Consider the following 19,516-nt stretch of genomic DNA (forward strand, 5'->3'; position numbering starts at 1 on the left):
AGCGGAACGCCGCCCGCCGCATCCTAGGGTACGCAGCATGGCGCGCAGCAGCTGGCCCGCAGGATGCGCCAGACACCGTCACTGCCCTTGAGCTAGGCTGCTGGAATCGCCAACGGAGGGCCCCATGTTCCACACCGTCGAAGCCCAGCTGTCGCACCAGGTCGTCACCCCGGAACTGCGGGCAGAGTTCCGGCAACATGATTTCGAGCGCCTGCGCACCTTCTGCCTGCTGGTGTTCTGCGTCAGCATTGGTCTCTGGTTCTTCATCGACGTGTTGGTGAGCTTCGAGGGCGGGCAGGGGTTCACGCCCAAGTCGATCCTCTTCCTTGCCCTGCTTGGAGGCCTAACCTGCTGCGTGCCCTTCATCCGTCGGGCACGCAGCTTCTACCTGCTCAACCTGTTGTACGTGGGCGTCTACTGCTTTTCTTCGCGACTGGTGATCGAGGGCATGCCCGAGGTCGTGCAGCCGCTCTGGCTGACGCTCACCGCCTCCAGTGTGGTGTTCCTCGCGTCGGTGATGCCGCAGAACCACTACAGCTACTTCGGCATCCAGGCCGTCACCTGGCTGGTGCTCAATCCTTTCTCCGACGGCGTGGCGGGGCTCGAACTGGAAGACAGCCTGATCTTCTTCTACGTGCTGTTCTTCCTGGGGATGACCGTCTACACCTACCTGCGCTTGACCCAGGGCAAGCTGAACAACTTCCTGATGGCCAGGCTGCTGATGGAGCAGGCCTACCTGGATGCGCTGACCCGCATCCCCAACCGCCGCGCCTTCATCAGCCAGACTACCGAGCGTCTGGAAAAGTCCGAGCCCGGCCAGCGGCGCTACCTGGCCATGGTGGATATCGACTTCTTCAAGAAGATCAACGACAGCTACGGCCACGATATCGGCGACGAGGTGTTGCAACGGGTTGCCGGCAACCTGCGCGACGGGCTGGAGGGCTTCGAGTTCGCCCGGTTGGGGGGAGAGGAGTTCGGGATCTACCTCTGGGACCTGTCCCCCGAAGAGGCCGGGCAACTCATGGAAAACCTGCTGCGTGCCGTGCGCGAGGCCCCCACGAGCCATCCGGCCACCATCAGCATCGGCCTCGCCCGACTGGCCGATGGCGACACCCTCAACCAGGCGCTGATCAAGGCCGACCAGGCGCTCTACCAGTCCAAGCACAACGGCCGTGATCGCAGCACCTACGCCCCCTAGGCGCGCCCCCTAGGGCAAGGTGTGCTCGCGCACCAGCGCTTCCAGCCAGTCCATGAAGGCGCGTACCCGTTGGGGCAGGCGACGGTGGGCGTAGAGCAGGCTGACCTCCAGGGAGGGCGCCTGGTAATCGGGCAGGACCGCCACCAACTCGCCGCGCTCGAGCTGCTCGCGCACCCCGTGCAGCGGTGCCTGGATCAGCCCCAACCCGCCCAGGCAGGCGGCGCTGTAGGCTTCGGCGTTGTTCACCGTGAGACTGCCGGCCATGGGCAGCTGGCGAAGCAGGTCGCCGTCGAGGTATTCGAAGCCCGGCGGCCGTCCCCCCAGCACCGTGACGTAGTGTACCAGCCGGTGGCCGGCGAGCTCGTCCAGGGTCCGTGGCGTGCCGTGGGCGGCGAGGTAGGCGGGGCTGGCCACATTGACCACGGGGAAGGCGCCCAGGCTGCGGGCCACCAGGGATGCATCCAGCAGCGGACCCACCCGCAGCACCAGGTCGAAACCCTCGCGCACCAGGTCCACCCGACGGTCGGTGCTGCTGACTTCCAGCTCCACCCCGGGGTGCGCGGCGGTGAACTCCGCCAGGCGCGGCATCACCAGCTTGCGCGCCAGCACCGTGGGCATGTCCACGCGGATGCGCCCGGCAAGCGCGCTGGCATCCTCGCGAAACAGTCCCTGCAATTCGTCCATCTGCGCCAGCAGTTCACGGCTGCGTTCGTAGAACAGCAGGCCATCCTGGGTGGCCTGCACCTTGCGCGTGGTGCGCTGCAGCAGGCGCGTGCCGAGCATCTCCTCCAGCGCCTGGACCTGGTCGGAGACGGTGGAGCGGGGCAGGCCGAGGCTGTTGGCGGCCTGGGTGAAACTTGACAGTTCGCTGACCCGTACGAAGGTTCTCAGTAGCTCCAGTTTGTTCATCCGTGCGGGGCCTCTCTGCGGATTGTTCGATAGTGCCGATCAGTGCTTCCGAGATCAGCATATTTATCGCGCCATGTCCGGACAATAAGCTCCTCACCACTTCCACCACCTGCAACCAGGAGCACTGCAATGATCCGCAAGATCGCACTCATCACCGGCGCCAGCCGCGGCCTTGGCAAGAGCATGGCGCAGCACCTGGCTGCCCAGGGCATCGACATCATCGGCACCTACCACAGCAAGCTGGACGACGCCGAGGCGCTGAGCCGGGAACTCCTCGACCTCGGCGGCCACGCTGCCATGCTGCAACTGGACGTGAGCAAGAGCGCCAGCTTCGACACCTTCGTCGCCAGCCTGGGCCGCCTGCTGAAGAACGAGTTCGGCCGCGACAATTTCGACTTCCTGGTGAACAACGCCGGCATCGGCATCCACGCCAGCTTTGCCGAAACCACCGAGGAACAGTTCGACCAACTGGTGAACGTCCAGCTCAAGGGCCCGTTCTTCCTTACCCAGAAGCTGCTGCCGCTGATCGCCGACGGCGGCCGCATCCTCAACATCTCCACGGGGCTGGCGCGCTTCGCCCTGCCGGGCTATGCCGCCTACGCGGCAATGAAGGGCGGCATCGAAGTGCTCACCCGCTACCAGGCCAAGGAACTGGGAGCTCGGGGGATTTCGGTGAACGTGCTGGCACCTGGCGCCATCGAGACCGATTTCGGTGGTGGCGTGGTCCGTGACAATTCCCAGGTCAATGCCTTCATCGCCAGCAACACCGCCTTGGGACGCGTCGGCCTGCCGGAGGACATAGGCGCCGCGGTGGCCATGCTGCTGTCCGATGCCGGCCGCTGGATCAACGGCCAGCGGGTGGAGGCCTCCGGCGGGATGTTCCTGTAGCGGCGACGTGAGCCGAAGCGAAATGCCGCGCTACGGGACTTTCAACAGTTTTTGCTATCCGCAACGATTGGCGGGAGCACTTCAGATGGCCTGACCTGGCGACGTCCCTACATGGAAATGGAGGGCATAGGCGCCGGGGCATGCCACAACCCGGCGTCGTGATAAGGCGGAGAGTCCGTTCCGTCAGGCCAGCACGAAGTCGGCTGCCGCGACTGCCGGATGCACGGCAGAACCCACGATGGCGATCCGGACTGCGGCGCCCGCTCCCGTGCCATCGGAGTCGTAGGCCAGGGAACCTGTGGTCCGGTCATAGAGGATCCGATCATCCGCATCCAGGGCGGCGGCGCCGGCCCGGAAGAAGCCCCCAGATGCCAGGCTGGCGTCGCTGATCGCGCTGAAGACGGTGCGGCTCAGCGAGATGTCGTCTACGCCGGTGGTGAAATCGACCAGGGTGTCCACGTTGGTCGTCTGGTTCAGCGCCGACGAGAACCTGAAAGTATCCTGGCCCGCACCGCCGTTCAGGCTGTCGTTGCCGGCGCCGCCGTTGAGCACATCATTGCCGGCCGCACCGGTCAGTACGTTGGCGCCAGTATTGCCGGTGAGCAGGTTGGCGAGGGCATTGCCCGTACCGTTGATTGCGGCGCTTCCGGTCAGCGTCAGGTTGTCGAGTTCGGCGCCGAGGGTGAAGCCGATGGAGGACTGAACCATATCCACACCACCGCCGGCCGCCTCGACGAGCACGTCGCTGGCGTTATCCACCACGTAGGTGTCGTTGCCCAATCCACCCACCATGCGGTCGGCGCCCGCGCCACCGTTGAGCAGGTTGTTCGCGGCGTTGCCGGTAATCAGGTTGGCCAGGGTATTGCCGGTGCCATTGATGGCTGCGGCCCCGCTCAGAGCCAGGTTCTCCACGTTGGCCGCCAGTACCTGGCTGATAGCGGACTGTACGGTATCCGTACCGGCGGCCGCTGCTTCCACCACGACGTCACCAACGTTGTCCACCACGTAGGTGTCGTTGCCCATGCCGCCTGCCAGGCGGTCGGCACCCGCGCCACCGTTGAGCAGGTTGTTCGCGGCGTTACCGGTGATCTGGTTGGCCAGGGTGTTGCCGGTGCCATTGATGGCCGCGGCACCGATCAGAGTCAGGTTCTCCACGTTGGCCATCAGTACATGGCTGATGGCGGACTGCACGGTATCGGTACCGGCGGCGGCCACTTCCACCACGACGTCGCCGACGTTGTCCACCACGTAGGTGTCGTTGCCCAGGCCGCCTGCCAGGCGGTCGGCGCCAGCGCCACCGTTGAGCAGGTTGTTCGCGGCGTTACCAGTGATCTGGTTGGCCAGGCCATTGCCGGTGCCGTTGATGGCTGCGGCCCCGATCAGAGTCAGGTTCTCCACGTTGGCCGTCAGTACATGGCTGATGGCGGACTGCACGGTATCCGTACCGGCGGCCGCCGCTTCCACTACTACGTCACCGACGTTGTCCACAACATAGGTGTCGTTGCCCAGACCACCCCCCATACGGTCGGCACCGGCGGCTCCATTGAGGATATTGTTCGCGGCGTTTCCGGTGATTGCGTTGGCCAGGGCATTGCCGGTGCCATTGATGGCCGCGGCACCGATCAAAGTCAGGTTTTCCACGTTGGCCGCCAGTACCTGGCTGATGGCGGACTGCACGGTATCGGTGCCGGCGGACGCCGCTTCCACCACGACGTCACCGACGTTGTCCACCACGTAGGTATCGCTTCCCAGGCCGCCTGCCAGGCGGTCGGCGCCAGCGCCACCGTTGAGCAGGTTGTTCGCGGCGTTACCGGTGATCTGGTTGGCCAGGCCATTGCCGGTGCCGTTGATGATGGCGCTGCCAGTAAGTGTCAGGTTCTCCAGTTCCGCGCCGAGGATATAGGTGATGCTTGACTGCACGGTGTCTGTGCCGCCGCCCGCCGCTTCGACGACCACATCGCCAGCGTTGTCTACCTCAAAGGTGTCGTTGCCCAGGCCGCCCACCATGCGGTCGGCGCCCAGCCCCCCCACCAGTTGATCTGCGCCCGCGCCACCATCGAGCAAGTTGTTCACGGCATTGCCGGTGATCAGGTTGGCCAGCGCATTGCCGGTGCCGTTGATCGCGGCCGTGCCGGTCAGGGTCAGGTTCTCCAATTCGGCGCCGAGGGCATAGCTGAAGGACGACTGCACGGTATCGACGCCAGCGGCTGCCGCTTCTACCACTATGTCGGCGGTGTTATCCACGATATAGGTGTCATTGCCCAGGCCGCCCACCAGGCGGTCGATCCCGGCGCCGCCGTTGAGTATGTTGTTCGCTGCGTTGCCGGTGATCGCGTTCGCCAGGGCGTTACCGGTGCCGTTGACAGCGGCTGCGCCGGTCAGGGTCAGGTTCTCCACTTCGGCGCCGAGGGTGAAGCTCGCGGCGGACAGAACGGTATCGGTGCCGGCGGTGGCCGCTTCCACCACGACGTCACCGACGTTGTCCACCACGTAGGTATCGTTTCCCAGGCCGCCTACCAGGCGGTCGGCACCTATTCCACCGTTCAGCACATTGTTCGCGGCGTTACCGGTGATCTGGTTGGCCAGGGCGTTGCCAGTGCCGTTGATGGCGGCGGTACCGGTGAGGAACAGGTTCTCGAAGTTGGCACCAAGGGTGTAGGTGATCGCCGAAAGGACGCGGTCCACGCCGGCTGCAGCCGCCTCCGTCACGCTGTCGGCCACGTTATCGATGACGTAGGTGTCATTGCCGACACCGCCGTCCATGACATCGACACCCGCGGCGCCGATCAAGACATCATCACCGGCTCCACCAGTAATAGTGTCGACTACTGGCGTACCGCTGAGCACATCTGGCCCGGCGGTGCCGGCCAGGGCGAATACGGCGGGCAGGGGGCTTTCACTGTCGAGGATGGAGCCTGTGGCTGTCGCCGTGCCGATCACGGCACTGACCGCAGAGGCCAGTCGCAGGCTGAAGGTTTCGAGCGCTTCGGCCGCCAGGTCATCGTTGAGGGTCACGCGTACGGTCTTGACCATGTCCCCCGGAGCGAACCTGAGGGTGCCGGAAGTGCCGATATAGTCGGCAGCGAGCCCACTCAGCGCAGTGCCATTGGCAGTGCTGTAGTTGACCGAAACCACAGAGGTGGCGGGGTTGCTCAAGGCCACCAGGAAGTCGAGGTAGCCGCTGCCTTCCAGAGCGACCGCATTGGACGCCGTGATGGTGGGACTACCTGATGCTGGCCCGTTGCTGTCAGATACGACCACATGGGCATTGGCATCGGCCAGCGTGGCACCAACGGGGTTCGACAAGGTTACGTCGAGCAGTTCGGGGCCTTCGGTCAGGGCGTCGTTCAGTGGTGTGAACCAGATGGTCTTGACGGTTTCGCCGGGGGAGAAGGAAATCACTCCACTGGAGAGCTGGCGGTAATCCACGCCGCTGGCCGCTGTGGTGCCCTGGATTCCATAATTCACCGTCACGGGCGCGACGCCCGGCCTGTCGAGTCTGATCGTGACCTGGGCGAGGGAGTTCGCTTCGTCGACGACCAGGTCGCCAACCGACAGGGCCGGCGTGGCTACGGGCAAGTCGTTGTCGATTATGGTGGCGGTGCCCAGGGGTCTCGCAATGGTCGCGTTGGCGCTGGGGCTGAACAGTTGCAGCTTGAAGTTCTCGACGGGATCGACACCGGCCTCCGGGCCCAGGGTGCCGAGGCTGATGCGCACCGTCTTGACCGTCTCGCCAGCAGCGAAATTCAGCGTGCCGGCATCACCGAAGAAGTCGCCGTCGATATTGCGCGCGGTCTCGTTCAGTGTCTGGTAGCGCACACTCACGGCGCTTAGGTTCGGTGCGTTGAGCCGCACCTGGAACTCGGCGTAGGTCTCGCTTTCACCCACCACCAGATCATCTACCGTGATGGTGGAAGTGGCCAGCGCAGCGGTGTCGTTCTCGTGGATGATGGCCGTGCCCACAGCATCCGGTGCGGTGGCTCCGCCAGTGAGGCCCGAAACCACCAGGTTGAAACTTTCAGAGGACTCTGCGAGGGCGTCGTTGATCAGGCTGACCCGCACGGTCTTGGCGGTCTCGCCGATGGCGAAGGCGAGGCTGCCGGTCAGGGCCGCGTAATCGGAGCCCGCGAGGGCGGAACCGTTCTGTGTGGCGTAGTTCAGCGACACCACACTGGTTCCTGCGCGATCCAGGCTGACGACGAACCAGGCCTCGCGGCTCGCCTCGTCCACCACGAAATCACTGATCGACACCCGTGGCGTGGTGGTAGGGCTGTCATTGTCGATGACGGTAGCTATCGCCACGTCCCGGGCGATGGTCGCATTGGCGCTAGGGCTGAACAGCTGCAGCTTGAAGTTTTCGATACGGTCGACGGCAGATTCCAGGCCCAGGGTGCCAAGGGTGATGCGAACCGTCTTGACCATCTCGCCGGCAGCGAAATTCAGCGTGCCGGCGTCGCCAAAGAAGTCGCCGTCGATATTGCGCGCGGTCTCGTTCAACGTCTGGTAGCGCACGCTCACGGCGTTGAGGTTCGGTGCGTTGAGCCGCACCTGGAACTCGGCGTAGGTCTCGCTCTCGCCGACCGTCAGGTCATCCACCGTGATGGTGGAAGTGGCCACCGGTGTGGCGTCGTTCTCGTGGAGAGTGGCCGTGCCCACGGCATCCAGTGTGGTGGCGCCGCCGGTGAGACCCGAGAGCACCAGGTTGAAGCGTTCCGAGAGCTCGGCGAGGCTGTCGTTGATCAGGCTGACCCGTACGGTCTTGGCGGTCTCGCCGATGGCAAAGGCGAGGCTGCCGGTTTGCGCCACATAGTCCGACCCCGCCAGGGCGGTGCCGTTCTGTGTGGTGTAGTTCATCGTCACCACATTGGTCCCGGCGCGATCCAGGCTGACGACGAACCAGGCCTCGCGGCTCGCCTCGTCCACCACGAAATCGCTGATCGACACCTGTGGTGTGGTGGTAGGGCTGTCATTGTCGATGACGGTGGCTATCGCCACGTCCCGGGCGATGGTCGCGTTGGCGCTAGGGCTGAACAGCTGCAGCTTGAAGTTTTCGATACGGTCGACGGCAGACTCCAGGCCCAGGGTGCCAAGGGTGATGCGCACCGTCTTGACCATCTCGCCGGCAGCGAAGTTCAGCGTGCCGGCGTCACCGAAGAAGTCGCCGTCAATATTGCGCGCGGTCTCGTTCAACGTCTGATAGCGCACGCTCACGGCGTTGAGGTTCGGTGCGTCGAGTCGCACCTGGAACTCGGCGTAGGTCTCGCTCTCACCCACTACAAGGTCATCCACCGTGATGGTGGAAGTGGCCACTGGTATGGCGTCGTTCTCGTGGAGGGTGGCGGTGCCCACGGCATCCAGTGTGGTGGCGCCGCCGGTGAGGCCAGAGAGCACCAGGTTGAAACGCTCCGACAGCTCGGAGAGGCTGTCGTTGATCAGGCTGACCCGTACGGTCTTGGCGGTCTCGCCGATGGCGAAGGCGAGGCTGCCGGTTTGCGCCACATAGTCCGACCCCGCCAGGGCGGTGCCGTTCTGTGTGGTGTAGTTCATCGTCACCACATTGGTCCCGGCGCGGTCGAGGCTGACGACGAACCAGGCCTCGCGGCTTTCTTCATCCACCACGAAGTCACTGATCGATACCTGTGGCGTGGCCGTGGGGTTGTCGTTGTCGATGACGGTAGCTATCGCCACGTCCCGGGCAATGGTCGCGTTGGCGCTAGGACTGAACAGCTGCAGCTTGAAGTTCTCGATACGATCGACGGCGGTTTCCGCTGCGGTCGAACCAAGGGTGATGCGCACGGTCTTGAACGTTTCTCCTGCGGCGAAAGTCAGCGTGCCGGCGTCACCTACGAAGTCCCCGTCGATATTGCGCGCGGTCTCGTTGAGCGTCTGGTAACGCACGCTCACCGCTTCCAGGTTCGGCGCATTGAGCCTCACTTGAAAGTCGACGTAGGCCTCGCTCTCGCCGACCACCAGGTCATCCACCGTGATGGTGGAAGTGGCCACTGGCGTAGCGTCGTTTTCATGGAGGGTGGCGGTGCCTACGGCATCCAGTGTGGTGGCGCCGCCGGTGAGGCCAGAAAGCACCAGGTTGAAGCCTTCGGACAGTTCGGCCACCGAGTCGTTGATCAGAGCGACCTTGATAGTCTTGACGGTCTCGCCGACGGCGAAGGCGAGGCTGCCGGCCTGCGCCACGTAGTCCGACCCCGCCAGGGCGGTGCCGTTCTGCGTGGTGTAATTCATCGTCACCACATTGGTCCCGGCGCGGTCGAGGCTGACGACGAACCAGGCCTCGCGGCTTTCTTCATCCACCACGAAATCGCTGATCGACACCCGTGGCGTGGCGGTGGGGTTGTCGTTGTCGATGATTGTCGCGGTCGTCTCCGTGTCGCCGATCAGCGCGTTCACGCTCGGCGCGGATAGCTGCAGCTTGAGGGTTTCCACTCCCTCCGGGGTCGCGTCGTTATTGACCACGAAGGGCACTGTCAGCTCGGTGATCCCGGCGTCGAACGTCAGCGTGCCGCTGGCTGCGGTGAAGTCGGAACCGGCTGTCGCGGTGTGCGCAAGCAGTGACCAGTTGACCGTAATAGGGGTGGCACTCGGCTCGCTGAGCCAGACGACGAACTGCGTCGGTTCCGAATTCAGTTCACCGACGGCCGCGCGCCGCACTTGAATGACAGGAATAGCCATGGTGCACCACCTGCATAGAGTCTCGCCGCCTCAGAGAGTGGTAAGGATAGGTGCCACATGGCCCATTGCTAGCGGGGCGCCAGGGCACCCGGAGGGCGAAAAACGCTTGCGCCAGAGCCTTTGCGGACAAGTGAGAATGTGGGGTGCATCGCAGCTAATCGACGCCAGACCGCGCAGATCGCGTCTTGCTCGCAGCTGCCGTGAAGTGCGCGGGCTTCCGATGCCGGCTGGTCGCGTAGCCATCAGGCCCTCCGATCAGACCGCGACCAAACCAGGCGACTGACGAACAGCAAGTTTCACCAACCGAGTGGTTGCGAGGCCGCGTCGTTGCTAGGGTCGGCCTGTTTCCTGGGCTTTACACCGGCTGACTCCAGGCGGATCCCACGGACCTTTACCTCCGGTAAACGGAGAAATGTCGGGCGACGGATAGGTTGCGGCGAGCGCATGGTTTATGGCTGCGCTGTATTACGAATCCTGGATAAGAAAGCGCCGACGTTGCCGCCGGCGCTTGGGTGTTGTGAAGCATCGCGATTCCTATATGCCCCAAAAACTGTTCGCCAAGTTTTCAGGTCCCTCCCTCGATGGGGGACGGGCCATCGAGGGGGCGTTGTCGTGGTGGCTCATGCCTCACGGATTGGGCGCGTGGCTGCCCAGCAGGCCGGCGCCGGATTTCCTGGCGCGCTTGGCTTCGCGTTTTTCCAGAAGGGTTTTCTGCGGCTTTTTCTTCGCGGTGCGTTTTGCATCAAGACCTTTGCTCATGGCGGTAACCTCCGCAAGAGAGTGGGTGGGTCAGCGCATCCCTGCCTTGAAGCGCTCAATTGCCATTACCACCTCCTGGGCTGCTCGAGCCGGTGAATGATCGGACCAATGGAGACAGCATAGCCCCCTGGCGCGCCGCTGCATGGTCGGGCAAATCCTCGACTGATTAACAGTTCGTAAGCTGGGCGGTGACAGCGTCCGGCCGCCGCCGCATCATGGCGGGTCAACGCTGGATGGCCGTAGGGAGCCCCATGCCCGAGTTCCTTGGATACGCCGCGCAGTCCATTACCGGCTGCGTGCGTGAACACAATGAAGACGCGTTGCTCTGCGTGCCCGAGCTGGGGCTCTGGGCCGTGGCCGACGGTATGGGCGGCCATCAGCGCGGCGAAGTGGCCAGCGCCGTGGCCGTCGCCGCCCTGCGGGATGCCGTGGCCTCTGGCCAGGGCCTCGGCGCGGCGCTGCAGGCCGCGCACCAGGCGGTGGTTGCGGCGGCATCGGGTTCCGGCATGGGCACCACCCTGGTAGCGGTGCGGTTCCACGGCTCCAGCTTCGACCTGGCCTGGGCCGGCGACAGCCGTGCCTACCGGGTGAGCGCCAGCGGCATCGAACGTCTCAGCCACGACCACAGCCTGGTCCAGGCCCTGGTGGATGCCGGCGAGCTCAGTCCGGAGGAGGCCCGCCGGCATCCCCGGCGCAACGTGGTGACCCAGTGCCTGGGGCAACTTCACCAGGCGCTTGAAATTGGCTACCTGCAGGGCACACTGGCGCCCGGTGAACTGATGCTGCTGTGCAGCGACGGCCTGACCGGCGAGCTGGACGACGGGCGCATCCTCGCCCAGTGCGCCAGCGCGGAAACCCTGGACGAGCTGGTGGCCGGGCTGTTGCAGCAGGCCTGCGATGCCGGCGGTCGGGACAACATCTCCTGCATCGTGCTCGGCCTGGCCCCACCGGAACCTTCGGTGGCCGCAAGCCGTCCGAGTTCATTCCTGAGCAGGTTGTTCAAACCCCTGAGACCCTGAACCCCTATGAACGACAGTCTCCTCCACATACCCGGCTACAGCGTGCATGGCAGGCTGGGCAAGGGCGGCATGGCCGAGGTCTACCTCGCGACCCAGGAATCCCTCAACCGCAAGGTGGCGGTGAAGGTGCTGGACAAGCTGGATGACGAGGCCTTCACCACGCGCTTCATCAAGGAGGCGCGCATGGTCGCCTCCCTGCATCACCCCTCCATCGTCACCATCCACGCCATCGACCGCCTGGCCGACGGGCGCCATTACCTGGCCATGGAGTTCCTGCCCGGCGGCGATCTGGGCCGCTACAAGGGCCAGGTGCTGGAGCCCGGCGAGGCCTTGCGGATTGTCCGGCAGATCGCCGGCGCCCTGGCCGTGGTCCACGACAAGGGCCTGGTACACCGTGACATCAAGCCGGGCAACATCCTGTTCCGCGACGACGGCACGGCCGTGCTCACCGACTTCGGCATCGCCAAGGACCTGGAACTGGACAGCGACCTGACCCAGTTCAATGTCGCCGTGGGCAGCCCCGCCTACAGCAGTCCCGAACAGGCGCAGTGCCAGCCGCTGGACGCCCGCAGCGACATCTACAGCCTGGGGGTGATCCTCCTGGAGCTGCTGACCGGCGAGAACCCCTACCGTGGCGCCAGCTATGCCGAAACCGTGCTCAATCATGTGCAGATGGACCCGCCCTTGCTGCGGCGGGCCCTGGACGATTACCAGCACCTGATCGACCGCATGCTGGCCAAGGACCCGGACGAGCGCTTCTCCGACTGCCGCGTGCTGCTGGAGAGCCTGGCCGAGCTCAGCGACCTCGACCTCGACTTCACCCGCATCGCCCCCGCCATCCCCCTGTCCCGGCAGGCGGAGCAGCCGGCGCCGCGCCGTCGTTATCGCGGGCTGCTCTGGGGGCTGGCCGGGCTGATGCTGCTGGTGGTCTCCAGTGGCGGCGGCTACTACGTGGTGCTGCGGATGAAGATCGCCGACCTGCTGGAACTGGGCGAACAGCGCCTGGCCGAAGGCAAGCTGATGGAACCGGTGGGGGACAACGCCGACTTCTACTTCCATGAAGTCCTGCGCCTGGATGACGACAACGCACAGGCCGGCGACGGCCTGCAGCGGCTGCTGGCCGCGCGCATCGCCAACGCCCTGGTGCTGGCCGGGCAGCGCCTTGCCGAAGACCATCTGGTGCAGCCGGAGCAGGACAGCGCCGTGTTCTATTACCAGCAGGTGCTGGGCTGGGCGCCGGACAACGCGCAGGCCCTGGCTGGCCTGGAGCAGGTGGCGCAGCGCTTCATCGCCCTCAGCGACGAGGCCTATCGCCGTCGTGAGTTCGCCCTGGCGCTGGAATACATCGAGGCCGGCCTGCAGGTGGCGCCGCAGAACCCGACCCTGTTGGAGCTCCAGGCCACCCATGAGCAGAGGGTGCGCAAGGCCAATGCCGCGCGGGTGGCGAGCCGTCCGGCCAAGACACAGCCCCGGCAGCAGCAACAGGAGCAAAACCCGATCAAGAAGTTCTGGAACCGTCTCTTCAACTAACTGCCAACTACAGCAAGGTCAGGATTGCAGGCACATGGCTATCATTGCCCTGTGCCCTGCCTCCAAGGACCTCCCATGCTCAGGATTCATTTCGCGGATAACCGCCAGGCGCCCATCTGGCTGGTGGACGAACGCTTCACCATCGGCCAGGACAGCCGCAACAGCCTGGTGCTGGCGGAGCCGGCGATCAGCCTGTTCCATGCCGAGATCCGCCAGGACCACGGCCAGTACTACCTGAGCGATTGCGGGACGCCCGGCGGCACCTTCGTCAATGGCGAACGCATTGGCGCGCGCTTCCAGTTGCGCGCGGACGATCGCCTGCGCATCGGCGACCTGGAGCTGTTCCTGGTGGACCCGGCAAAGGTCAGGCCCAAGGCGGACAGCGTTGCGCGCTGGTACCTGCAGGTGATCAAGGGCGAGCACGAAGGGCAGAAGCACCACGTCAACGGCTCCATGACGTTCGGCCGCTCGGTGAAGTGCGAGCTGTGCTTCAGCGACCTGGAACTGTCGCGCCGGCACTGCGAGTTCTTCCTCAAGGACGACGTGCTGGAGGTCAAGGACCTGGCCTCCGCCAACGGCGTGTTCGTCAACCAGCAGAAAGTGAGTACCGCCGTGCTGCAGCCCGGCGATCAGGTGCGCATGGGCTCGGTGACCCTGCTGGTGATCGGCCCCAAGGTGGCCGCGCCCCAGGCGGTGGACGAAGACGCCACGCTGTTCATGCCGGTGGTGCAACTGCCCAAGGCCACGACGCCGCGCCCGGCCAGCCGCCCACCCGTGGCCAACCCCTTGCGGGCGGCCGCGCAGCAGGAAGCCGCACCGGCCGAAGCACCACGCCAGGCACCGAACCGGTTGTTGCTCGGTCTGCTGGTGCTGGTGATCGCCGTGGCGGGGGCCTTCGCCGGCAAGACGCTGCTCTGACCGCAGATGCTTTCTGTGGGGGCGAATTCATTCGCCAAGGGCTGCATAGCGGCCCCGTAGGTTGGTGCTGAGCGAAGCGAAGCCCAACGGATCCCTGTCAGGTTGGGCGTTGGGCTTCGCGTAGCTCAGCCACAACCTACGCGAGCGCGCCATCCAGCGGCCGATCAGGCCTGGACGCCGAACACCTGCGCCAGATGCTCTTCGTAGCGCTTCACGTCCGCCTCGATGTTCGGCCGCTTCATCACGTCCACGCAGAGGAAGGTGGGCAGGGCGCTCATGCCGAGGAACTGGTTGGCTTTGTGGAAGGGGAAGTACACCGCGTCCACGCCCTTGGCCTCGAAGAAGTCGGTGGGATCGTCGAAGGCCTGTTGCGGAGCGTTCCAGGTCAGCGACAGCATGTACTGCTTGCCCTGGATCAGGCCGCCGCTGCCGTACTTCTGCGAGGCATCGGAGCGGGTGCGGCCGTCGTTGGCGTAGAGGCTGCCGTGGCCGGCGGTGAACACTTCGTCCAGGTAGCGCTTGACGGTCCAGGGGGCGCCCATCCACCAGCCGGGCATCTGATAGATCACCACGTCGGCCCAGAGGAATTTCTGCACCTCTTCATCGATGTCGTAGCCGCCGTCGATGAAAGTTTCCTTCACGTCGCAGCCGGCGCGGTCGAGGAAGGCCAGGGCGGCTTCGTGAAGGGTGGCGTTGTAGCGGCCGTCGGAGTGGGCGAATTTCTTGCCGCCGTTGAGCAACAGGATCTTTTTCATGGCAGGTGCCTCGGTCATTCGATGTGGCGGCAGCCTACCGGCCGCGCCCTCGCGGAAACACCGTGTCGGGCGCAATTGATACTTGCTTGAAAGTCATCAATGGAGGTTTTTGCTTTGCGGTAGGGTTGATAAATCACCTGTCACCTGCAAGGCCATCACCATGACCCAAGCCTACGGCTTCATCCTTCATGCACACTCCAAAGCCGAGAAGGCCGATGAGTTCGAAGCGCTGTTCCGCGCCTATGTCGAACCCAGCCGGAGCGAAGAAGGCTGCATCGAGTACCACATGCTGCGCGATGCCCAGGACCCGAGCCTGTTCATCTTCTTCGAGGTCTGGCGCAGCCGCGCCGATCTGGAGATCCACAGCGCCCTGCCGCATATGCGCCGCTTCCACGAGAACCGCATGGACTACCTGCAGCGGGACTTCGAGATCCGCGAGATCGAAATGCTCAGTCCGTCGTCGGCGGGCTGATAGCTGCAGAGGCCCCAGCGGCTCTCGCACCAGCGCCGGTGCTACCTGGCGATGACCGGAGCCTCCAGCCCTTCGCGGAGCAACCGCAGGTAATCCGGATGGGCGCCGATATCGTTGTGCCCCACGCCGGGTATCTCCGCCCAGCGGGCCACGCCGGGGCGGAACCGGGCGTAGAGCTTTTCGCTGCTCCAGCGCGGAATCACCTCGTCCCGTTCGGCGACTATCAGCAGCGTCGGCACATCGATGGCCGGGGCGTAGCGCCAGGACTCGAACCTGTCCTGGAGCATCCAGCGCACCGGAAAGATCGGGAACTGCCGCCGGGCCAGTTCGAGGATGCTGTTGTAGGGCGTGACCAGCACCAGGCGCGTCGCCGGGCGCTGGCTCGCCAGGCGGATGGCCACGCCGCTGCCCAGGCTGCGGCCCACCAGGGTGACGTCGCTGTGCAGGGCGGCGACCTTGTCGAACAGGGCCAGGGCGTCTTCAGTGATGGCCGCTTCCGTAGGCTTGCCGGTGCTGTCGCCGAAGCCCCTGTAGTGCAGCAGGTAGAGCGCGTGCTCGGGGAAGGCTTCGGCGAATGCCGGCAGGCTGCGGGAAACGTCCTCGGCATTGCCGCCGAAGTAGATCAGCGCCTTGGGGCTGGCCAGCGGGCGCACGGTGACGGCGACCTGCTCATCGGTGGCTGGCAGCATCAGTTGCCGCTCCGGCCCCCCGATGGCGCGGGGCTGCGGGAAGTACAGCAACGAGCGCTGGAACACCATCAGCGCCGCACCGAGCCCCAGGTAGAGCACGATGGCCAGCAGGACGAGGCCGATCAGGCTGCGAACCATGGCATCAGCGGTGGCGGAGCTCGGTGTGCGGGTTGTGCCAGTTGTCGTGTGCCCTGGCAGGCCTTGAGCATGGTCGCTTTCCTCTCGGACAGGTTCAGAACGCCGAGCGGACCACGCCGCCATCCACCCGCAGGGCCGCGCCGTTGGTGGCGGAGGAGGCTTCGGAGCAGACGTAGACCACCAGGTTGGCCACCTCCTCGGGCCGGGTGAAGCGCTTGAGCAGGGAGCTGGGGCGCGCGGTTTCGAAGAACTCCTTCTCGAATGCCTCGAACGACTGGCCGCCGGAGAGCTTGCCGACGAATTCCTCCACCCCTTCGGAACTGGTCGGGCCGGGCAGCACGGCGTTGACCGTCACCCCGGTGCCCGCGCAGGTTTCCGCCAGCCCACGGGACAGGCCGAGCTGGGCGGTCTTGGTCACGCCGTAGTGGATCATCTCCACCGGGATCTGGATGCCGCTCTCGCTGCTGATGAACACCACCCGACCCCAGTTCTTCGCTTTCATCTGCGGCAGGTAGGCGCGGGACAGGCGCACCCCGGACATCAGGTTGATGTCGAGAAAGCGCAGCCAGTCTTCGTCCGGGATCTCCTCGAACGGCTTGGGATCGAAGATGCCCAGGTTGTTCACCAACACGTCCACCGCCGGGTAGCGCGCGGTCAGTGCCTCGATCTGGCGCGGGTCGGCCAGGTCGCCGGCGAAGCCTTCGGCCCTGGCGCCCGGCTGTGCCGCGTGGAGGCGGGCAAGGGCATCGTCCACCGAGGCCTGGGAGCGACCGTTGAGGATCACCCGCGCGCCTTCCCGGGCCAGGCCCTGGGCGATGGCGAAGCCGATGCCTTTGCTGGAGCCGGATACCAGGGCGAGCTTGTCTGTGAGGCCGAAGTCCATTGCATGAGTCTCCGCGGAAGTGGGCAGGTGCAGCCAAGTGTTGTAGTGCACACCCGCCCCGGCAAGTCGAGCGCCGAAGAATCGGGCAGCCGGTAGCGCGGCGGATGGCCTGCGTGCCGAAGCGGCATTGGCTCTCCTAAGCTGAAAGAGCACGCCCCCGCGAGGTAGCCCCCATGGAACGCAAACACGCTCTCGACACCTACAAGCGCTTCAAGAAACAGCACCCGGCCTACTTCCAGGCCGTGGAAACCCTCGGCGCCGTGGTGCGCCAGGCCGGCCCGCTGGACGAACTCAGCCTGCAACTGATCCAGCTCGCCGCCGCCGCGGCCAGCCACTCCGAAGGCGCGGTCCACAGCCACACCCGCCGGGCCCTGGAGGCTGGCGCCAGCCCCGCGCACATCCACCATGCGCTGCTGGCGCTGACCAGCACCATTGGTTTTCCCACGGTGATTGCCGCCCTGAGCTGGGCGGAGGATGTGCTGGAGCCCGAGTCGTAATCCGCCGGTAGGGTGCGCCGTGCCCACCGACATCTCTCCGTGCCGGAAAGGGAGCGGCGGGGCCACTCCCGGCGAATGAATTCGCCCCACAGTCGATCGGACTTTCCCCGGATTTCATCCGGGCTTCCGACGAGGGCTAGCCCAAGGGTGGATGGCGCTTTTCCATCCACCTGCGGTGTTATGCCGGGCTGGGAGCTTCCATGTCGTAGGTTGGGCCAAGCGCAGCGCGGCCCAACGTGAGCTGGATGTTGGGCTTCGCGTAGCTCAGCCACAACCTACGTTCCTGAAACTCACCTTTGGGCGAAGGCTCAGACGGCCTCCGGCTCCTGCTGCTGCAGCAGCCACATCTGCGCATAGCTGCCGCCGGCTTCCAGGAGCTCGCGGTGGGTGCCTTTCTCGATCACCCGGCCGGCGTCCATCACCAGGATCTGGTCGGCATCCATCACCGTGGACAGGCGGTGGGCGATGACCAGTGTGGTGCGGCCGACCTGGATGCGGTCCAGGGCGGTCTGGATGGCTTTTTCCGACTTGGAGTCGAGTGCCGAGGTGGCCTCGTCGAAAATCAGGATCGCCGGGTTCTTCAGCAGCGCGCGGGCGATGGCCACGCGCTGCTTCTCGCCGCCGGAGAGCTTGAGACCGCGCTCGCCGACCGGGGTTTCGTAGCCGTCGGGCAGGCGCAGGATGAAGTCATGGATATGCGCGGCGCGGGCGGCGGCTTCCACCTCTTCGCGGCTGGCTCCGGGGCGGCCGTAGCTGATGTTGTAGTAGATGGTGTCGTTGAACAGCACGGTGTCCTGGGGAACGATGCCGATGGCGCTGCGCACCGAACCCTGGGTCAGTTCGCGCAGGTCCGTGCCGTCGATGCGGATGTGGCCCGAGTCGATGTCGTAGAAGCGATAGAGCAGGCGGGCGAGGGTGGACTTGCCCGAGCCGGAATGGCCGACCACCGCCACCGTGCCGCCGGGCGGGATCTCGAAGTCCACGCCGTGGAGGATCTCCCGGCGCGGGTCGTAGCCGAAGTGCACGTTCTCGAAACGCACCCGTGGGCGCTGGGCGTCCAGGGCGATGGCCCCCGGCGCGTCCTGCACGTCCTGGCGCTGGTCCAGCAGGCCGAACAGGCGCTCCATGTTGGTCAGTGCCTGCTTCACCTCGCGGTACATCATGCCCAGCATGAACAGCGGCGCCGAGAGCTGCAGCAGGTAGGTATTGACCAGCACCAGGTCGCCGATGGTCAGTTCGCCCGCCACCACACCGGCGGCGGCGCGCCACATCATGGCGGTCACGCCCATGGCGACGATGGCGGTCTGGCCCAGGTTGAGCAGGGCCAGGGACTTGGTGGCCTTGACCCGGGCGTTTTCCAGGAAGCGCAGGTTCTCGTCGTAGCGGGCCGACTCGTGGGCTTCGTTGTTGAAGTACTTCACCGTCTCGTAGTTGAGCAGCGAATCCACCGCGCGCTCGTTGGCGCGGGTGTCCGCCTCCACCGAGGCGCGGTAGTAGCGGGTGCGCCACTCGGTCACGGCGAAGGTCCAGAGTCCGTAGGCCACCAGGGTGCCGAGGGTAATGAAGGCGAAGCCCCAGTCGTAGGCCCAGACCAGCACGATGGTGACCAGCAGCACCTCGAGCAGGGTCGGGACAATGGTGTAGAGGGTCCAGTCCAGCAGGTCGGAGATGGCGCTGCCGCCACGTTCCACGTCCCGCGCCACGCCACCGGTGCGCCGGGCCAGGTGGAACTTCAGGCTCAGCCCGTGCAGGTGCTGGAACACCTTCAGGGTGATCTGCCGTGAGGCACGCGCCATCACTCGGGCGAACACCACCTGGCGCAGTTCGGTGAACAGGGTGACGCCGATGCGCGAGGTGCCGTAGGCCAGCAGCAGGGCCACCGGCAGTACCGCCAGGCCCGGCTCGACGTTGAGCTGGTCGACTATCTGCTTGAGGGCGATGGGAACGTAGAGGTTGGCCAGCTTGGCTGCCACTATCAGCCCCAGGGCCAGGGCGATGCGCCCCGTGTAGGGCCGCAGGTAGGGCAGCAGGGTAGCGATTACGGCGGCGTCGCCACGGGAACCGGCCTTGCGCGCGATCGGCGCACTGCCGTCATTCTTGTCGCCGGCCGCGCCTTGCGGGGCCGGGTTGTCATCCAGGGCTGCCATCGCCCACCTGCCTTCTGTTATCGAGAT

The 19,516-nt window shown here is 65.4% G+C and carries 14 protein-coding genes; 7 read left to right on the forward strand and 7 right to left on the reverse strand.

Annotation, left to right across the window (positions count from 1 at the left end; genetic code table 11):
* The first annotated feature begins 124 nt into the window (after window positions 1-124).
* A complete protein-coding gene (locus tag PCA10_RS08685; RefSeq protein WP_016491687.1) occupies window positions 125-1,198 on the forward strand; it encodes a GGDEF domain-containing protein in 1,074 nt (357 codons plus the stop codon).
* Window positions 1,199-1,207: 9 nt separating this feature from the next.
* Here PCA10_RS08685 and PCA10_RS08690 read toward each other — a convergent pair whose 3' ends face one another.
* Window positions 1,208-2,107 (reverse strand): LysR family transcriptional regulator, encoded by a 900-nt coding sequence (locus tag PCA10_RS08690; protein ID WP_016491688.1) that lies wholly within the window; start codon window positions 2,105-2,107, stop codon window positions 1,208-1,210.
* 129 nt (window positions 2,108-2,236) lie between these two features.
* Between PCA10_RS08690 and PCA10_RS08695 the strand changes: the two genes are divergently transcribed.
* A complete protein-coding gene (locus tag PCA10_RS08695) occupies window positions 2,237-2,995 on the forward strand; it encodes an SDR family NAD(P)-dependent oxidoreductase (RefSeq protein ID WP_016491689.1) in 759 nt (252 codons plus the stop codon).
* Window positions 2,996-3,178: 183 nt separating this feature from the next.
* Here the strand turns inward: PCA10_RS08695 and PCA10_RS30785 are convergent, their stop codons facing one another.
* Complete coding sequence (locus PCA10_RS30785) at window positions 3,179-9,682, reverse strand: Calx-beta domain-containing protein (RefSeq protein WP_016491690.1); 6,504 nt, start codon at window positions 9,680-9,682, stop codon at window positions 3,179-3,181.
* Window positions 9,683-10,309: 627 nt separating this feature from the next.
* Window positions 10,310-10,441: a hypothetical protein gene (locus PCA10_RS31110; RefSeq protein WP_016491691.1), complete on the reverse strand. Its 132-nt coding sequence runs from the start codon at window positions 10,439-10,441 to the stop codon at window positions 10,310-10,312.
* 251 nt (window positions 10,442-10,692) lie between these two features.
* Between PCA10_RS31110 and PCA10_RS08705 the strand changes: the two genes are divergently transcribed.
* From PCA10_RS08705 to PCA10_RS08715, 3 genes are all read left to right on the forward strand, one after another.
* Window positions 10,693-11,460, forward strand: a complete 768-nt coding sequence (locus tag PCA10_RS08705; RefSeq protein WP_016491692.1) for a PP2C family protein-serine/threonine phosphatase — start codon at window positions 10,693-10,695, stop codon at window positions 11,458-11,460.
* A 6-nt stretch (window positions 11,461-11,466) separates the two neighbouring features.
* Complete coding sequence (locus PCA10_RS08710; RefSeq protein ID WP_016491693.1) at window positions 11,467-12,990, forward strand: serine/threonine-protein kinase; 1,524 nt, start codon at window positions 11,467-11,469, stop codon at window positions 12,988-12,990.
* A gap of 75 nt (window positions 12,991-13,065) precedes the next feature.
* Complete coding sequence (locus PCA10_RS08715) at window positions 13,066-13,908, forward strand: FHA domain-containing protein (protein ID WP_016491694.1); 843 nt, start codon at window positions 13,066-13,068, stop codon at window positions 13,906-13,908.
* Window positions 13,909-14,072: 164 nt separating this feature from the next.
* Here PCA10_RS08715 and mdaB read toward each other — a convergent pair whose 3' ends face one another.
* Complete coding sequence (mdaB, locus tag PCA10_RS08720; protein ID WP_016491695.1) at window positions 14,073-14,663, reverse strand: NADPH:quinone oxidoreductase MdaB; 591 nt, start codon at window positions 14,661-14,663, stop codon at window positions 14,073-14,075.
* A 160-nt stretch (window positions 14,664-14,823) separates the two neighbouring features.
* On the opposite strand from mdaB, the gene PCA10_RS08725 reads away from it, so the two are divergent.
* Window positions 14,824-15,135: a putative quinol monooxygenase gene (locus PCA10_RS08725; RefSeq protein WP_016491696.1), complete on the forward strand. Its 312-nt coding sequence runs from the start codon at window positions 14,824-14,826 to the stop codon at window positions 15,133-15,135.
* Window positions 15,136-15,176: 41 nt separating this feature from the next.
* Here PCA10_RS08725 and PCA10_RS08730 read toward each other — a convergent pair whose 3' ends face one another.
* Window positions 15,177-15,962 carry an alpha/beta hydrolase gene (locus PCA10_RS08730; protein WP_016491697.1) on the reverse strand — a complete coding sequence of 262 codons (786 nt, stop codon included), beginning with the start codon at window positions 15,960-15,962 and terminating at the stop codon, window positions 15,177-15,179.
* 94 nt (window positions 15,963-16,056) lie between these two features.
* On the reverse strand, window positions 16,057-16,845 hold the full coding sequence (locus PCA10_RS08735; RefSeq protein ID WP_016491698.1) for an SDR family NAD(P)-dependent oxidoreductase: 789 nt from the start codon (window positions 16,843-16,845) through the stop codon (window positions 16,057-16,059).
* A gap of 173 nt (window positions 16,846-17,018) precedes the next feature.
* Between PCA10_RS08735 and PCA10_RS08740 the strand changes: the two genes are divergently transcribed.
* The gene (locus tag PCA10_RS08740) at window positions 17,019-17,342 is read left to right on the forward strand and encodes a carboxymuconolactone decarboxylase family protein (protein WP_016491699.1); all 324 of its coding nucleotides are present in this window, start codon (window positions 17,019-17,021) and stop codon (window positions 17,340-17,342) included.
* Between the two features lie 308 nt (window positions 17,343-17,650).
* Here PCA10_RS08740 and PCA10_RS08745 read toward each other — a convergent pair whose 3' ends face one another.
* A complete protein-coding gene (locus PCA10_RS08745; protein ID WP_016491700.1) occupies window positions 17,651-19,489 on the reverse strand; it encodes an ABCB family ABC transporter ATP-binding protein/permease in 1,839 nt (612 codons plus the stop codon).
* Window positions 19,490-19,516 lie beyond the last annotated feature (27 nt).

Origin of the sequence: Pseudomonas resinovorans NBRC 106553 (assembly GCF_000412695.1) — a bacterium.
In the GTDB taxonomy this organism is placed as follows: domain Bacteria; phylum Pseudomonadota; class Gammaproteobacteria; order Pseudomonadales; family Pseudomonadaceae; genus Metapseudomonas; species Metapseudomonas resinovorans_A.

What these genes read in the sequence shown, in the direction of transcription:
- PCA10_RS08685 (WP_016491687.1), top strand. Translation starts at nt 125, where the DNA reads ATGTTCCACACCGTCGAAGCCCAGCTGTCGCACCAGGTCGTCACCCCG.
- PCA10_RS08690 (WP_016491688.1), bottom strand. Translation starts at nt 2,107, where the DNA reads ATGAACAAACTGGAGCTACTGAGAACCTTCGTACGGGTCAGCGAACTG.
- PCA10_RS08695 (WP_016491689.1), top strand. Translation starts at nt 2,237, where the DNA reads ATGATCCGCAAGATCGCACTCATCACCGGCGCCAGCCGCGGCCTTGGC.
- PCA10_RS30785 (WP_016491690.1), bottom strand. Translation starts at nt 9,682, where the DNA reads ATGGCTATTCCTGTCATTCAAGTGCGGCGCGCGGCCGTCGGTGAACTG.
- PCA10_RS31110 (WP_016491691.1), bottom strand. Translation starts at nt 10,441, where the DNA reads ATGAGCAAAGGTCTTGATGCAAAACGCACCGCGAAGAAAAAGCCGCAG.
- PCA10_RS08705 (WP_016491692.1), top strand. Translation starts at nt 10,693, where the DNA reads ATGCCCGAGTTCCTTGGATACGCCGCGCAGTCCATTACCGGCTGCGTG.
- PCA10_RS08710 (WP_016491693.1), top strand. Translation starts at nt 11,467, where the DNA reads ATGAACGACAGTCTCCTCCACATACCCGGCTACAGCGTGCATGGCAGG.
- PCA10_RS08715 (WP_016491694.1), top strand. Translation starts at nt 13,066, where the DNA reads ATGCTCAGGATTCATTTCGCGGATAACCGCCAGGCGCCCATCTGGCTG.
- mdaB (WP_016491695.1), bottom strand. Translation starts at nt 14,663, where the DNA reads ATGAAAAAGATCCTGTTGCTCAACGGCGGCAAGAAATTCGCCCACTCC.
- PCA10_RS08725 (WP_016491696.1), top strand. Translation starts at nt 14,824, where the DNA reads ATGACCCAAGCCTACGGCTTCATCCTTCATGCACACTCCAAAGCCGAG.
- PCA10_RS08730 (WP_016491697.1), bottom strand. Translation starts at nt 15,962, where the DNA reads ATGGTTCGCAGCCTGATCGGCCTCGTCCTGCTGGCCATCGTGCTCTAC.
- PCA10_RS08735 (WP_016491698.1), bottom strand. Translation starts at nt 16,845, where the DNA reads ATGGACTTCGGCCTCACAGACAAGCTCGCCCTGGTATCCGGCTCCAGC.
- PCA10_RS08740 (WP_016491699.1), top strand. Translation starts at nt 17,019, where the DNA reads ATGGAACGCAAACACGCTCTCGACACCTACAAGCGCTTCAAGAAACAG.
- PCA10_RS08745 (WP_016491700.1), bottom strand. Translation starts at nt 19,489, where the DNA reads ATGGCAGCCCTGGATGACAACCCGGCCCCGCAAGGCGCGGCCGGCGAC.